General features: G+C 63.8%; 11 protein-coding genes and 1 pseudogene. 4 read left to right on the top strand and 8 right to left on the bottom strand.

Going from position 1 to position 14,285, the window contains the following annotated elements; translation table 11 throughout:
- The first annotated feature begins 277 nt into the window (after positions 1–277).
- From aroQ to PDMSB3_RS30905, 3 genes are read left to right on the top strand one after another with little or no spacing between them, the layout of a single operon-like run.
- Positions 278–733, top strand: coding sequence for a type II 3-dehydroquinate dehydratase (gene aroQ / locus PDMSB3_RS30915; protein WP_007177858.1), 456 nt, complete (start codon positions 278–280; stop codon positions 731–733).
- Positions 730–1,644, top strand: a complete 915-nt coding sequence (locus tag PDMSB3_RS30910) for a shikimate dehydrogenase (protein WP_007177857.1) — start codon at positions 730–732, stop codon at positions 1,642–1,644. The genes aroQ and PDMSB3_RS30910 overlap by 4 nt, the downstream gene beginning before the upstream one ends.
- 45 nt (positions 1,645–1,689) lie before the next feature.
- Positions 1,690–3,060 (top strand): MFS transporter, encoded by a 1,371-nt coding sequence (locus PDMSB3_RS30905; RefSeq protein ID WP_007177856.1) that lies wholly within the window; start codon positions 1,690–1,692, stop codon positions 3,058–3,060.
- On the opposite strand, the gene PDMSB3_RS30900 is transcribed toward PDMSB3_RS30905, so the two are convergent.
- From PDMSB3_RS30900 to PDMSB3_RS30885, 4 genes are all read right to left on the bottom strand, one after another.
- A complete protein-coding gene (locus tag PDMSB3_RS30900) occupies positions 3,035–3,754 on the bottom strand; it encodes a TetR/AcrR family transcriptional regulator (protein WP_165188722.1) in 720 nt (239 codons plus the stop codon). The two genes, PDMSB3_RS30905 and PDMSB3_RS30900, sit on opposite strands and share 26 nt — an antisense overlap.
- Before the next feature lie 97 nt (positions 3,755–3,851).
- Entirely contained in the window at positions 3,852–5,132 is a 1,281-nt protein-coding gene (locus tag PDMSB3_RS30895) for an NAD(P)/FAD-dependent oxidoreductase (protein WP_007177854.1), read from the bottom strand.
- A gap of 141 nt (positions 5,133–5,273) precedes the next feature.
- A complete protein-coding gene (locus PDMSB3_RS30890; RefSeq protein WP_007177853.1) occupies positions 5,274–6,056 on the bottom strand; it encodes an anti-sigma factor in 783 nt (260 codons plus the stop codon).
- A complete protein-coding gene (locus tag PDMSB3_RS30885) occupies positions 6,056–6,625 on the bottom strand; it encodes an RNA polymerase sigma factor (protein ID WP_007177852.1) in 570 nt (189 codons plus the stop codon). Before PDMSB3_RS30885 ends, PDMSB3_RS30890 begins: the two co-directional genes overlap by 1 nt.
- 344 nt (positions 6,626–6,969) lie before the next feature.
- Between PDMSB3_RS30885 and PDMSB3_RS30880 the strand changes: the two genes are divergently transcribed.
- Entirely contained in the window at positions 6,970–10,050 is a 3,081-nt protein-coding gene (locus PDMSB3_RS30880) for a transglycosylase domain-containing protein (RefSeq protein WP_165188720.1), read from the top strand.
- 30 nt (positions 10,051–10,080) lie between these two features.
- Here PDMSB3_RS30880 and PDMSB3_RS30875 read toward each other — a convergent pair whose 3' ends face one another.
- From PDMSB3_RS30875 to PDMSB3_RS30860, 4 genes and pseudogenes are all read right to left on the bottom strand, one after another.
- The gene (locus PDMSB3_RS30875; protein ID WP_007177850.1) at positions 10,081–11,322 is read right to left on the bottom strand and encodes an ROK family transcriptional regulator; all 1,242 of its coding nucleotides are present in this window, start codon (positions 11,320–11,322) and stop codon (positions 10,081–10,083) included.
- A 30-nt stretch (positions 11,323–11,352) separates the two neighbouring features.
- The gene (locus PDMSB3_RS30870; RefSeq protein ID WP_007177849.1) at positions 11,353–12,150 is read right to left on the bottom strand and encodes an ATP-binding cassette domain-containing protein; all 798 of its coding nucleotides are present in this window, start codon (positions 12,148–12,150) and stop codon (positions 11,353–11,355) included.
- Positions 12,151–12,170: 20 nt separating this feature from the next.
- Positions 12,171–13,157: an ABC transporter permease gene (locus PDMSB3_RS30865; protein ID WP_165188718.1), complete on the bottom strand. Its 987-nt coding sequence runs from the start codon at positions 13,155–13,157 to the stop codon at positions 12,171–12,173.
- A gap of 92 nt (positions 13,158–13,249) precedes the next feature.
- A pseudogene (locus PDMSB3_RS30860) lies at positions 13,250–14,255 on the bottom strand (substrate-binding domain-containing protein).
- Positions 14,256–14,285 lie beyond the last annotated feature (30 nt).

The raw sequence follows: 14,285 nt of genomic DNA, 5'->3' as shown, positions 1-14,285 counted from the left end.
CGCGCGACAGCCCGCGCGCGATGCTCGCATGTGCTGGTGACAGGTGTGACGAAATGCTTAAAATGGACCAGTTCGTTACTTGTGCCAGCAAGACACAGACCAGAATCGCCCAAATTAGACTGAATTTTAAACAGATTATACAAACTAACTAGATGGTACAAACTCGTATAAACCCCGAATGACGACGGCATCCAATGGGCGCACACTTCGTTCACGCTGCCAGAGCGCCGCAGGTGGTGCGCCCGGCTTCATGCCTTACTTTGCAGGAGTGGATGTCATGAGTTTTGCGTCAGTACTGGTCCTCAATGGACCGAATCTCAATCTGCTCGGCACGCGCGAGCCGGCCATCTACGGCTCGGAAACGCTCGATGACGTCGCGAAACTCTGCGGCGACGCGGCAGAGCGTCTAAAACTGTCGATCGACTTCTGCCAGTCGAACGCCGAGCATCAACTGATCGACTGGCTGCATGCGGCGCGGACCAAGGTTGACGGCATTGTGATCAATCCGGCGGCTTATACGCATACCTCGGTGGCGATTGCCGACGCGCTTTCTGCGATCGCAAAGCCGGTCATCGAAGTGCATATTTCAAACGTGCATCGCCGCGAGGCGTTCCGGCATCACTCGTACGTGTCGGCGGTGGCGGACGCGATCATTGTCGGTTGCGGCACGCAGGGCTATGTGCTGGCTTTGGAGCGGATGGCGACCATTCTTGAGCATAGGGCAGCGGAATGAACGCACAAGCAAACGCACAAGCAAACGCACAACCGAACGCACAAGCGAACTCACAGGCAACACCCCATTCCTGCCTGGTCGGTCTGATCGGCTCGGGCATCGGCGGATCGCTCACGCCCGCCATGCACGAGGAGGAGGGCAGCCGGCTCGGCCTGCACTACGTGTACCGCCGCATCGATCTGGAAGCGTTGAAGCTCGACATCACCGCACTGCCGGATCTGCTCATCGCCGCCGAGCGCATGGGCTTCAACGGTCTGAACATCACGTATCCATGCAAGCAGGCGGTGATTCCCCTGCTCGACGAACTGTCCGACGACGCACGCGCACTCGGCGCGGTCAACACCGTTCTGTTCAAGGACGGCAAACGCATAGGCCACAACACGGACTGGTCCGGTTTCGCACGCGCGTTCCAGCGCGGCTTGCCGGACGTGTCGCTGGAGCGCGTCGTGCAACTGGGCGCGGGCGGCGCCGGCGCGGCGGTCGCGCACGCCGCGCTGACCCTGGGCGCGAAATCGCTCACGCTATTCGATGTGGATGCCGCGCGCGCCGTGTCGCTCGCCGGCGAATTGCAGAAGCGCTTTCCCGCCGCCGCGGTCAGCGCCGGCAGTTCGCTCGCCGGGTCGCTAGCAGCTGCCAATGGCCTGATTCACGCCACACCCACCGGCATGGCGAAATTGCCTGGCCTGCCGCTGCCGGTCGAATTGCTGCACCGCGACCTGTGGGTAGCGGACATCGTCTATTTCCCGATTCGCACGGCGCTCCTGCAGGCGGCCGAGGCACTCGGCTGCCGCACGCTGAGCGGCGGCGGCATGGCGGTGTATCAGGCGGTCGACGCCATGCGCATCTTCACTGGTCTCGAACCCGACGCCGAGCGGGTGTATGGCCATTTTCAGTCGTTGTTGCAACGCTAACCGGTAGCGCCCCAACCGGTAACAGGCAGAGGAGACGAACACGACATGCACCGACCCATTCAATCTACCCACGCCGGCGCCGCAACGCCGAAAGACGTGGCGGCAAGCACCGTGCGCCGCTCGAACGCCCGCTATAAGATTCTGACGCTGCTTGCGGTGGGAACGATGATCAATTATCTCGACCGCACGGTGCTCGGCATCGCCGCGCCGCAGTTGACCAAAGAACTCGGCATCAACGCCGCGCTCATGGGACTGCTCTTTTCCGTATTTTCGTGGAGCTACGTGGCCTCGCAAATTCCGGGCGGTCTGTTTCTCGACCGTTTCGGCAGCAAGCTCACTTATTTCCTGTCGATGACCTTCTGGTCTCTGTGCACGCTCGCACAAGGACTGGTGCACGGTATCGGCGCGCTGTTCGTGTTCCGGCTCGGCCTCGGCGTTTCGGAAGCGCCGTGTTTTCCAACCAATAGCCGCGTGGTCGCGACATGGTTCCCGCAGAGCGAACGCGCGATGGCAACCGGCACGTACACGGTCGGCGAATATATCGGCCTCGCTTTTTTCAGTCCGTTCCTGTTCATGCTGATGGGCGCATTCGGCTGGCGTTCGCTGTTCTATGTGGTCGGCGGCATCGGCCTCGTATTCGGCGTGATCTGGTGGATGTTCTATCGGGAGCCGCGCGATCATCCTGCGGCGAATCGGGCGGAGCTCGACTATATCGAGGCGGGCGGCGGTCTCACGAACGCGAAGAAGACCGCCGATGCACAGGGTACCGCGGCCGGCGCTTCGACGAACGGCTTCGAATGGCGCACCATTGGACGCCTGCTCAAGCATCGTCAACTGGCGGGCATCTGCCTCGGCCAGTTTGCCGGCAACTCGACGCTCGTGTTCTTCCTCACCTGGTTCCCGACGTATCTCGCCACCGAACGCCATATGGCGTGGCTGAAGATCGGCTTCTTCGCGATCATGCCGTTCATTGCGGCGTCGATCGGTGTGATGTTCGGCGGCATTTTCTCGGACTGGCTGCTGCGCCGCGGCAAGTCGCCGAATGTGGCGCGCAAGCTGCCGATCATTGCCGGCCTGCTGCTCGCGTCGACCATCGTGCTTGCCAACTATGTCGAGAGCAACGTGGTGGTGATCGCGATTCTGTCCGCGGCGTTTTTCGCGCAGGGCATGGCCGCGCTGGGCTGGACGCTAGTGTCGGACATCGCGCCGGAAGGGTTGCTCGGCGTGACCGGCGGCATCTTCAACTTCGCGGCTAACCTCGCCGGCATCGTGACGCCGCTGGTGGTGGGTTTTATCGTCGCGGCAACCGGCTCGTTTGTCGGCGCGCTGGTGTTTATCGGCGCGATCGCTCTGGTGGGCGCGCTGTCGTACATCTTTATCGTCGGCGATATCAAGCGGATCGTGCTGGTGGATTGAACGTCCGGGACCGGACGAAACGCAGCACGGCATCAACGATCATCGCGCGATGCCGCGCGCGCAAACGCGGATGCGACGGGTCGCGCCCGAACGCGGCGCCGAAGGTATGCCGGTTGCCGATGCGGTGAAAGCACAGCGAACTGATCAGCAGATGCAGATCGATCGGATCGATGTCGCTGCGGAACTGTCCGGACGCGATGCCGCGCTTGAGCAGGTCTTCGATCGTATGAATCACGGTGACGTTGCGGCCTTTGAAGCTCTTGACCTGCTCGACGTACTTCGCGCCGTGAATATTTTCGATGGTGACGAGCCGCACGAAATCGCGCTGACGGTCGTGATAGTCGAACGTAAACTCGACTAGCGCGCGCATGCCCTCGACCGGATCGAGTTCGCTGACGTGCAGATCCTGTTCGAGTGCGCGAATGTCGCCATACACCTTCTCCAGCACCGCCTGGTACAACCCTTCCTTGCTGCCGAAGTAGTAGTACAGCATGCGCTTGGTGGTGTTCGTGCGTTCCGCGATCGCGTCGACGCGTGCGCCCGTCAGTCCCATCGCGGAGAACTCCTGGGTCGCGACCTCGAGGATGTTGCGCTTCGTCTGTTCGGGATCGTACTTGCGCCGGGTGTCGGTACGCGGACTGTCGGACGGGATGCCGTTGGTATCAGGCTCGGCAGCCTTGCTTCCCTTTTTCATTGTGTATTCGAGCGGCAGTGACGGCGCATTCTAGCATGGCGAAAATGGCGTCCGGCGCGGGGTTCCGGGCTTGAGCGGCCGCATAGGTTGGCCGACGTCAAACAGCGGGCCGGCGGCGCGCGGCGAGCGCGTCGCGTGTCTGCATGGCGGTGTAGGTGAGTTGCGCGGCCGCCAGACCGAGCGCGCCATAAGCGGGCGTCAGCCCGAACGAAGCAAACGCCTCGGGCACCGGCCGCTCTCCGGCAATCGCCGCCGCCAGCAGTTCGCCGGACACGGTGGTCGGCGCCATGCCGTGCCCGCCGAAGCCGACTGCGTACCAGACGCCGTCCGTGCTGCGGCCGATTTGCGGCATCTTGTGCCGCGCGTAGCTCATCAGGCCGCCCCATGCGTACTCGATACGCACGTCGTGCAACTGCGGATAGACCTTCAGCAGATCGCGCCGCAAGAGGCGCGCGATCACCTCGGGCGCGCGGTCGCGCACCGAGATGCGGCCGCCCCACAGAATGCGCGTGTCGGGCAGCGGCCGGTAATAGTCGAAGGCGAAACGGGTGTCGTAGACGGCGGCGCGGGTGTCGATCGCGTCTGGCAGACGTGAGCCAAGCGGTTCGGTTGCCATCACGTAGGTGGCGATAGGCAGCACGGCGCGCTCGACCCGCGGGTAGACGCGACGCGCGTAGCCGCCGCCCGCCATTACGACGTGGCGTGCTTCGAGCGCGCCGTGCTGCGTGTGCACCACGAACCCGCCGCCCTCGCGCTGCAAGCGCACGACCGGCGAGTGCTCATGAATCTGCACGCCGGCATGGGCCGCGGCGCCGGCCACGCCGAGCACATACCTGAGCGGATGAAAGTGGAACGCGTTGCGCTCGAACAGACCGCCGTGATAACGGCGCGTCTTCAGTTGCGAAGCGAGCTGCTCCGCCGGCACCGGTTCCCATTCGACGCCGAACGAATCGCGCATCAAACGCCGCTGCGACTCGAGCCGCGCCGGTTCGTCGAACCAGTTGGCGAGGATCACGCCGGCGTCGGTCGCATCGCAGTCGATGTGATAGCGTGCAATGCGCTTCCTCATCAGATCGACGGCGTCGGTGGTCAGCGTATAGAGCTCGCGGGCGCGAACTGCACCGAGAGTTTTCAGCAGGTCGGCGCAATCGAGGCTGTAGCCGCCGAACACGAACCCGCCGTTGCGCCCGGATGCGCCGAAACCCACCTGCCGCGCTTCGAGCACGGTGACGTCGGCGACGCCCCGCTCGGCGAGTCCCAACGCGGTGGACAATCCCGCCAGGCCGCCGCCGATAATGCAGACATTGGCGCCACGCCGGCCGGCCAGCGGCGCATAGGTGGAGGAACGGGTGACAGTGGCTTCGTAAAAGCTTTGCATGGAACTAGGGTAGCGGCATTCGTGCGCTCGCGTCCAGCCGTCGCGCGATGCCCGTGTCGAAGAACGGCCGGGAAGGCCGGCACCCGCATAGAGCAAATGCCGGCGTTGCCGGACCGGGAGTCGAGACGAAGCTGAGCGGCCTCAGGATACCGGCAGCAGTTTGCCGGTGTACACCACCGGACCGCTTGGCGCGTTGTGATCCGGCGAGCCGCCCGGCGCTTCGATCGAGACCGCCAGCGCCGCATAATTCTCAGGCTTCTGCTGGCCGGCTGCGACCTTGCCGTTCGCGCTGTCCGGCAGCATGCCGAGCGAGACCGGCTGGCCGCTCGCCGGAATGCCCCACAGCTCCATCGCCCGGCCCGCGGGTAGCTCGACCTTGCCGAGCGGTTGCACCGTCATGGTCGAATGGGCTTCGTCCCATGCGACCAGCATGACCGGATGCGCATCCTTATTGTTCAGCACGGCGACATGCGACACGGCTGTTTCGGTTTGCTGAGCAACGGTCGGCGCACTGACCGGCGCCGTGCTGGACGGCAACAGCGAGTGCACGGCGACCACCACGGCAACCGCGGCGAGACCTGTGACGCCGAGTGCCCAGCCGCGCCAGAACGCCAGGTTTCCGAACGGGCTGCGCGACGGTTGCGCGGGCATTTCAACCACAACGTGCGGGCGTGCCGCGTCACGCGCGGCCGTGAAGCCGAGGCGCCGTTCAATGGCTTCCCACACGGCGGCCGGCGGCATGCGCGGCGCCGCGAGTTCGGCCATCGGAGACACGCGCCGCTGCCATTCGTCGACGGCCTTGCGGATCGTCGTGTCCTGCTCCGCGTAGCGCTCGAAGCGGCGCCTGGCGCCGCCGCGCAGCGTGCCGAGCACATATTCTGCGGCCAGCAGATCGACTAGCTGGGGATAACGATGGAGATTCATCACTCGCCTCCCAGGCAGGTCTTCAACCTGGCGAGGCCGCGCCTGATCCACGACTTGATGGTGCCGAGCGGCACCGCCAGTACTGCGGCGATCTCGCTATGGCTTTGATCGCGCAGGTAGGCGAGGGCAACCGCCTGACGCTGCGCCGGCTCCAGTTGCTGCATGCAGCCGGCCAGCAGACGCGCCTGCAGGCTGACCGCGCTCAGCGCTTCGGGATCCGGGCCGCCGGTTGCTACGAGATCGTCCAACGCATCGCTCCATTCTGTTTCCTGCGTGTTGATCCGCCGCAGGTGATCGAGAGCACGGTTGCGGACGATCGCCGACATCCACGTCATGGGGGCGGACAGCGCGCGGCGATAGTCGCCGGCAAAGCGCCAGATATTGACGAAGCTGTCCTGCAACACTTCTTCGGCCCACTCATGCCTGCTCAATATACGGAGAGCGAGGCCAAACAGTTTCGGCGCGGCGAGATCATAGAGTTCACGCAGTGCCGCCGCGTCCTGTCCGGCGACACGTTCGAGCAGTTCAGCAAGCGTTTCCGGCGTCAGTTCTTGAGGATTGGCGGTCATGAAAACAGTCAGGGTGAGCTTGGCGGGCCAGGTTCGTGACGCGCATGGGCGACGTGCCTTCGGCACCGCGGAAGAGTTGACCGGATTGCCGCGGAGCCGGCACGAAGACGGTTGCCGGAGCGCCTGGCACGAATGCAAAAAGCGCCTGCAACGGCGCTTTTTCGACACGCGAAATACTTTGAATATCTCACGGCAATGGGCACTGCGCCATGCCTCGCGAATGGGTGTTGTAGCCGCGACACTCTCGGGTAAATCCGAACCGATTGCGAATTCGCGTTCCGGGCTACACTCCTTGGAAGGTGCGCCAGGTCAGAAGAGCATGGCGCCCGCTCGGGGAGAGCAGCATGAATCGGCCACTGGTTCGGTTACCGCTTCGCGCAACAGGCACGGCGCCTGTGCGGAGGTGGTTCAAATGGGTGCTGGCGGCGGCGTTTCTGTTCGCGCTGGCAGTGGCGGCGCGCTTTTGCCAGTTCGAGATCGAAACCTCGCGATTGCAGGCGCGCTATCTCTCCGAATTGACTCGCGACGTGGGTTTCTCCGTCGCCGAGGGTCCCAGTCACTCCATCCGTTTTCCCGAAGCCGACAAAGGCCCTTACGACAGCCGTCTGGGCTACGCACTGCTGCCGTCGATCCAGCAACGCCTGCTGCAACGCGGGTTTGAAATCAGCGCGCAGGCGCGCGATTCCGAGCGGATGCTGTCGCTGGCGGATAACGGCCTCTTTCTGCCGTACGAAGAAAAAGATCGGGCGGGCCTGCAACTCGTCGACGGCACCGGCGCGCCGCTCTTCGCCGCGCAGTTTCCGGGCCGCGTATACGACAACTTCGACGCGATTCCGCCGCTCGTCGTGAATTCGCTGCTTTTTATCGAAGACCGCTATCTGCTCGATCCGAATCAGCCGAACCGCAACCCGGCCATCGACTGGGGACGTTTCAGCCGCGCCCTGGCCGATCAGGGCGTGCGCGTATTCAACCGCCATCAGTCGCAACCCGGCGGCAGCACGCTTGCCACGCAGATCGAAAAATTCCGCCACTCGGCGGGCGGACGCACGGCGACGCCGCCGGAGAAGTTGCGGCAGATCGCGTCGGCTTCGGTACGTGCCTATCTGAACGGTCCGCAAACCATGCCGGCGCGCCGGCAGATCGTTGTTCACTATCTCAACTCGGTGCCGCTCGCCGCGCAGCCGGGCATCGGCGAAATCAACGGTATCGGCGACGGGCTCGCCGCCTGGTACGGCCGCGATTTCAACGACGTCAATCGCATCCTGAAAGCGCCGTCCACCGAACAGAATCTGCCGGAGCAAGGCGTGGCGTTCAGGCAGGTGCTCTCGCTGATGATCGCGCAGCGCGCGCCGTCGTATTTCCTGCATCACGGCTATGCCGAACTCGAACGGCTGACCGACAGTTATCTGCGTTTGCTGGCGAACGGCGGCATCGTGTCGATTCCGTTGCGCGATGCCGCGCTGTCCGCCGCGGTCGATCTGCACCGCGCACCCGCTAGAACGGCGAGCACGGATTCCTTCGTGTCGCGCAAGGCGGTGACGTCCATGCGTTCGCATCTGCTCGCCGCGCTCGGGGTTTCGAGTTTCTACGAACTCGATCGCCTCGATCTGCGGGCGAAAGGCACGCTCAACAACGCCGTTCAGCAAGCCGTGAGTGAACGGCTCGCCGCTGCCGCCACGCGCGACGGCGCGAAAGCCGCCGGTCTGGTCGGTTTCGAAATGCTGCGCGCCTCGGACGATCCGTCGAAAATCGCTTATAGCTTCACGCTGTTCGAGCGCCGCGACGGTGCCAACCTCGTGCGAGTGCAAACCGATAGCGTCAACCAGCCGTTCGATATCAATTCCGGCGCGCGCCTGAATCTCGGTTCAACGGCGAAACTGCGTACCGTTGTCACGTATTTGCAGATCGTCTCCAATCTGCACAAGCGTTATGCACCGCTGAGCACAACGGAATTGAAAGCCGTCAATCCCGATCCGAACGACCAGCTCACGCGTTGGGCGCTCGACTATCTCGCGCACACTTCGGACCGTTCGCTGCAAGCCATGCTCGACGCGGCGGTGGAGCGCAAATACTCGGCCAATCCCGGTGAAACGTTCTACACGGGCGGCGGCGCGCAGACCTTCAACAATTTCGAAGCGGATGACAACAGCCGTATCCTGACCGTGCATCGTGCGTTCCAGCATTCGGTGAATCTCGTGTTCGTGCGCCTGATGCGCGACATCGTCCATTACGAAATGGTGCAGACCACCGGGCCGTCGTCGCAATGGCTCGGCGATCCGGAAACCCGCAAGATGTATCTGACGCGCTTCGCCGATCAGGAAAGCCGTGTGTATATGAATCGTTTTTACACGAAGTATCACGGCAAGACGCGCGATCAGGCCATGGCGTTGCTGCTGCTCGGCGTGCGCAAGTCGCCGTCCAAAGTGGCAACGGTGTTGCGCAGCGTCGCCCCGAACGAGTCGAACGCATGGTTCAACACGCAGATGCGCGCGGCGCTCAAAAACACGCCCGCCGCCTCCGTGCTCGACGACGAGGATCTGGCGAATCTGTACGCGAAATACGCTATCGACCGCTTCAATCTGAACGACCGTGGCTACATCTCCAGCGTCCATCCGCTCGAACTGTGGACGCTCAACTATCTGCGCGAGCATCCCGACGCCACGCTCGACCAGATTCAGAGTGCGAGCCGTGACGTGCGTCTGTCGACGTATTCCTGGCTCTTCAAGACTCGTTATCACGCAACGCAGGACCGCCGCATCAAACGGATGGTCGAACTGCGCGCCTACGATGCAATCGGCAAATCGTGGCAGGCGCTCGGTTATCCATTCGCGACGCTCACGCCTTCTTATGCTGCGGCAATCGGCGCCTCCGGCGACCGGCCCGCCGCGCTCGCGCAATTGATCGGCGTGATTGCCAACAACGGCAACAAGGTGCCGACCGAAAGCCTCACTCAACTCGACTTCGCGAAAGACACGCCTTACGAAACCCATTTCCGGCGCGCGGCGGTGGCGCCGCAACAGCAGTTGTCGCCGGAAATCGCCGGCGTGGTGAAAGTTCTGTTGCGTGACGTGGTGACGGGCGGCACGGCGAGGCGTCTTGCGCAAGGCATGACGTTCCCCGACGGCCAGACGCTCGAGGTGTACGGCAAGACCGGCACCGGCGATCAGCGCTTCAACGTGTTCGCCAAAGGCGCGCGGCTGATCGAGTCGCGCAAGGTCAACCGCAGCGCGACTTTCGTGTTCGCGATGGGCGACCGCTTCTACGGCACCTTGACCGCGTGGGTGCATGAACCGTATGCCGCGCACTACGAGTTCACGAGCGCGCTGTCGGTGCAGTTGCTGAAGTCGATGGCGCCGGTGTTGCAGCCGTTGCTGGACAATCCGCCTGCAAAGACGGCTTCGGTCGCAAAGGTCGCTGCGCAATGAGCATGGATGAAGCGTGCGGGTGTTGATGAGTCACGCCGGCGGTGTTGGATAAACCGTCTCCGCTGCCGGCTTCAGGAATAGCTCATGCACCGGCGCGAAATGCGCGTAGAGCGGCAGAATCGCGCCGCCCATCGCGCGCGCATCGGCGCCAATGGCGCCTTCCAGCAATTGCGGACGCACCATGCCTTCCCATTCGATGCGGTCGAGCACGCGCTCGGTGCGTCGAATGATTTCCCGCACCAGTTGCCGGTCGAGTTCGCCGTCGATCACGACCGCTTCGAGGTCGAGCAACGCGGCCGCATTGGTCAGCGCATTGGCGATCGCGGGGCATGCGCTATCGAGCCATTGTTCGGTATGGCGCCACATTTCCGGTGACAACGCGCGATGATCGTGGGCGGCCGCAGCCGGCGCGCCCGCATCGCTCAACAGCTTTTCGAGCACGAAGCCCGACGCCGCGTGCAGCAACTGGCGCGCGGGTTTGCGCGGGCCGCCTTCGCGTAACGGAATCGAACCGACCGCGCCCGCGTTGTCGTGCGGGCCGCCATGCAAACGGCCGTCGATCACGAGACCGCCGCCGATAAACGTGCCGACGAACAGATACAGAAAATTGTGGATGCCGCGGCCCTGGCCCATCACGAGTTCGGCGGCGCAGGCGGCCGTGGTGTCCTTGGCGAACTCGACGGGCAGGCCCGTCATGGTGGCGACGCGCGAACGCAGATCGATCTCGGTCCATGCTTCCAGCGCGTCGGGCGGCGCGCCGAGAAAATCGCGCCAGCCGCCGAGCCACAAGGGCGCGGCGACGCCCACGCCGACCACCTGGCTGGCCTTCGCGCCAAGCGTCTGGTTCACGCGTACCAGTTTGCTTTCGAGTGCGGGAAACAGCGTGCGTGGATCGGGATAAGCGTATTCGAACACATCGCGGTGCACTACGTGGCCGGCAAAATCCATTGCCAGCACGTCGAGACTGCGGCGTCCCACCTTGATGCCGATGGTGTACGCGCCTTGCGCGCGCAACGCGATCGGCACGGACGGCTGACCGATCCTGCCGCGCACCCGCGCCTGCTTTTCGAGCAGGCCATCGTCGATGAGGCGCTCGACGATCATCGACACCGTCTGCATGGAAAGACGCGTGAGGCGGCCCACATCGGCTTTCGGCAGCGGCCCGTGCAGGCGGATCGCCTGCAGCACGATGCGTTCGTTGAACTGACGCATGCCGACCTGATTCGAACCGACCGTGCGTTTGAGGGGCGAGCGGGTGCCGGTGGTATCCATGATGGGCGCCCGCTCAGCAGGATGCGTGCATCATGCAATCGCCTTGACGTCGGCTTCCTTCGCGCCCGTCATGATCGCCACGGCTTCCGACATATGCACGTCTTTGGTGTTGACGAGCGCGGCGCGCCGGCCGAGCCGCTGGATATGGATGCGGTCCGCGACTTCGAACACGTGCGGCATGTTGTGGCTGATGAGGATTACCGGCAGGCCGCGATCGCGCACGCGCCGGATCAATTCCAGCACCATGTTGCCTTCCTTGACGCCGAGCGCGGCGGTGGGTTCGTCGAGAATCACCACGTGCCGCGCGAAAGCCGCGCTGCGCGCCACGGCCACGCCCTGGCGCTGGCCGCCCGAGAGCGTTTCGACGGCCTGGCGCATCGAACGGATGCCGATCTGCAGATCCTTCATATGCGCGGTTGCTTCCTCCAGCATGCGGCGCTTGTCGATCATCTTGAAGATCGAGCCGCGCCAGCCCGGTTTCACCAACTCGCGGGCGAGGAACAGATTTTCGGCGATGCTCATGGCCGGCGCGACCGCGAGTTCCTGATACACCGTTTCGATGCCTTGCGCGCGGGCATCGAGCGGGCTGCGGAACCTGACCGGTTTGCCGTCGAGCAGAATCTCGCCTTCATCCGGCACCGTGGCGCCGGAAAGGGCCTTGATCAGCGAAGATTTCCCCGCGCCGTTGTCGCCGATCACGGCGAGAATCTCGCCGGGCAGCACTTCGAAATCGCAACCGTCGAGCGCGGTCACGTTGCCATAACGTTTGACGAGTCCGCGCGCCTGTAGAACGGGCATTGCGGTTGAAGCGGAAGCGGGTGTCGACATGACGGAGTCCTCGTGAGTGCTCAACCGCGACGATGGGAGAGTTTGTCCGCGGCCACCGCGAGAATCACCAGCATGCCGGTGATCAACACCTGGTAGACCGAAGAAACGCCGATCAACGTCAGACCATTGCGAAATACGCCGACAATCAGCGCGCCGAGCAGCGTACCGACAATCGAACCGCGCCCGCCGAACAGACTCGTGCCGCCGAGCACGACCGCGGTGATGCTGTCGAGATTCTCGGTCTGGCCGGCCTGCGGGTCGCCCACGCCGGTGCGCGACACGGACAACAGCGCGGCGATGCCGTAGATCGCGCCGGCCAGCGAATACACCGTCATCAGGATTTTCTGCGACGACAGGCCCATCAGCCGCGCGGCCTCCGCGTTGTTGCCGAGCGCGTATAGATGCCGGCCGGGCACGGTGTCGCGCAAGACGAACCATGTGGCCAGATACATCAGCAGGGTGAGCACCGTGCCGTATGTGACATCCGCGGGGCCGAGCCTGAACGTGTTGCCGAAGAACATGAGCGCGTCCGGCAGGCTCGACACGCTCTCGGCGTTCGAATAGATCTGCGTGAGGGCGAATGCGATATTCAACGTGCCCAACGTGACGATGAACGCGGGTAGTTTGATGCGCGTGATCAGCACGCCATTGAGCGCGCCGAACAGCGTGCTCGCCGCGATGCCGCACAGAATCGCGAGGATTGGCGGCACGCCGAGCGTGACGGCGAATTTGGTCATGATGATCGAGCCGAACGCCATCACCATGCCGCACGAGAGGTCGATGCCGCCGGTCAGCACGATCAGCGTCTGGCCGATTGCGATGACGGCGACCACCATGGTCTGCTGCAGGATCAGCGAGAGGTTCTGGAACGACAGAAAGCGGCTGCTCTGCGAGATGAAGAAGCCGCAAGCCAGCACCAGCGCGATGAGTGGCCCGATCTCGGCAAGCGACGGCAAGCGGTCGGCGAACGGGCGCGAGTGGCCGGCAGGCGCGGAAGGAGTCGACATGATGGATGTCCTCGATGCATGCGCGTGGCGCTGCGGCCACGCGGCAATTCCAATGGCGGCCCAGCAAAGCGGGCCGCTCCATTCAGTCCGTGTTACTTGTTGCCCCAGCAGTTGTCGAGGCCGAACTTCGTGTCCTTGCTGTCGATGCCGGACATGGGCTTGTCGCTGATCAGCGTCACGCCGGTGTCCTGATAGCCGGAGACCTTCTTGCCCGTCTTCGCGTACTCGACACCGGCCGTCACGCCGAGCGAGGCCATCTTCAGCGGATATTGCTGCGAGGGTCGCGGCAATGGCGCCGGACTTCACGTTGCGCACGCCCTCACAGCCGCCGTCGATCGAGACGATCATTACGTTCTTATCCTTGCCCGCCGCCTTGAGCGCGCGGTAAGCGCCCGCTGCGGCCGGCTCGTTGATCGTGTAGACCACGTTGATGTCGGGTGACTTCTGCAGGCAGTTTTCCATCGCCGTCTGGCCCTTGGCCTGATCGCCGCGCGTATCCTGGCTGCACACCACCGAGGGATCGCCTTCCTTCACGCCGAAGCCCTGCAGGAAGCCGTTATGACGCAGCACGCCAACCGAAACGCCGGGCGCGAGATCGAGCGTGGCGATCTTCGCGGGCTTGCCGTTCAGCGCGGCTTTGGCGTATTTGCCGATCAGCACGCCGGCCTTGAAGTTGTCGGTGGCGAAGAGGGCGTCGGTGGCGTCCTGCGGGTCGGTCGGCGTGTCGAGCGCGACCACCATCACGCCGGCGGCGCGGGCTTTCCTGATGCTCGGCACGATCGCCTTGGTGTCGCTCGGCGTGATCAGAATCGCTTTCGCGCCGGCCGTCATCATGTTTTCGATGGCGGTGACCTGGCTCGCGTTGTCGCCGTCGAACTTGCCCGCGGCGGTGATGAGCTTCGCGCCGTCTTTCGATGCGGCTGCTTCGGCGCCCTGTTTCATCTTCACGAAGAACGGGTTGGTGTCGGTCTTGGTGATGAGGCCGACAACAGGCTGATCGGCCGCCTGGCTCGCGCTCGCACACCACACCGCCGATGCCGCGACGCACATCGACACGATTTTCCTGACAACAGGAAGCCTGCGGGAATTCAGATTCATGGGACGCTCCTCCGGTTTTTGGCAACGACG

Origin of the sequence: Paraburkholderia dioscoreae (genome assembly GCF_902459535.1) — a bacterium.
Taxonomy (GTDB): domain Bacteria; phylum Pseudomonadota; class Gammaproteobacteria; order Burkholderiales; family Burkholderiaceae; genus Paraburkholderia; species Paraburkholderia dioscoreae.
This window is presented reverse-complemented; position numbering and strand designations above follow the sequence as displayed.

Bases quoted from the DNA above. Each gene is read 5' to 3' on its own strand.
- PDMSB3_RS30880 (WP_165188720.1), top strand. From the start codon at position 6,970: ATGAATCGGCCACTGGTTCGGTTACCGCTTCGCGCAACAGGCACGGCG.
- PDMSB3_RS30875 (WP_007177850.1), bottom strand. From the start codon at position 11,322: ATGGATACCACCGGCACCCGCTCGCCCCTCAAACGCACGGTCGGTTCG.
- PDMSB3_RS30910 (WP_007177857.1), top strand. From the start codon at position 730: ATGAACGCACAAGCAAACGCACAAGCAAACGCACAACCGAACGCACAA.
- aroQ (WP_007177858.1), top strand. From the start codon at position 278: ATGAGTTTTGCGTCAGTACTGGTCCTCAATGGACCGAATCTCAATCTG.
- PDMSB3_RS30870 (WP_007177849.1), bottom strand. From the start codon at position 12,150: ATGTCGACACCCGCTTCCGCTTCAACCGCAATGCCCGTTCTACAGGCG.
- PDMSB3_RS30895 (WP_007177854.1), bottom strand. From the start codon at position 5,132: ATGCAAAGCTTTTACGAAGCCACTGTCACCCGTTCCTCCACCTATGCG.
- PDMSB3_RS30885 (WP_007177852.1), bottom strand. From the start codon at position 6,625: ATGACCGCCAATCCTCAAGAACTGACGCCGGAAACGCTTGCTGAACTG.
- PDMSB3_RS30905 (WP_007177856.1), top strand. From the start codon at position 1,690: ATGCACCGACCCATTCAATCTACCCACGCCGGCGCCGCAACGCCGAAA.
- PDMSB3_RS30865 (WP_165188718.1), bottom strand. From the start codon at position 13,157: ATGTCGACTCCTTCCGCGCCTGCCGGCCACTCGCGCCCGTTCGCCGAC.
- PDMSB3_RS30900 (WP_165188722.1), bottom strand. From the start codon at position 3,754: ATGAAAAAGGGAAGCAAGGCTGCCGAGCCTGATACCAACGGCATCCCG.
- PDMSB3_RS30890 (WP_007177853.1), bottom strand. From the start codon at position 6,056: ATGAATCTCCATCGTTATCCCCAGCTAGTCGATCTGCTGGCCGCAGAA.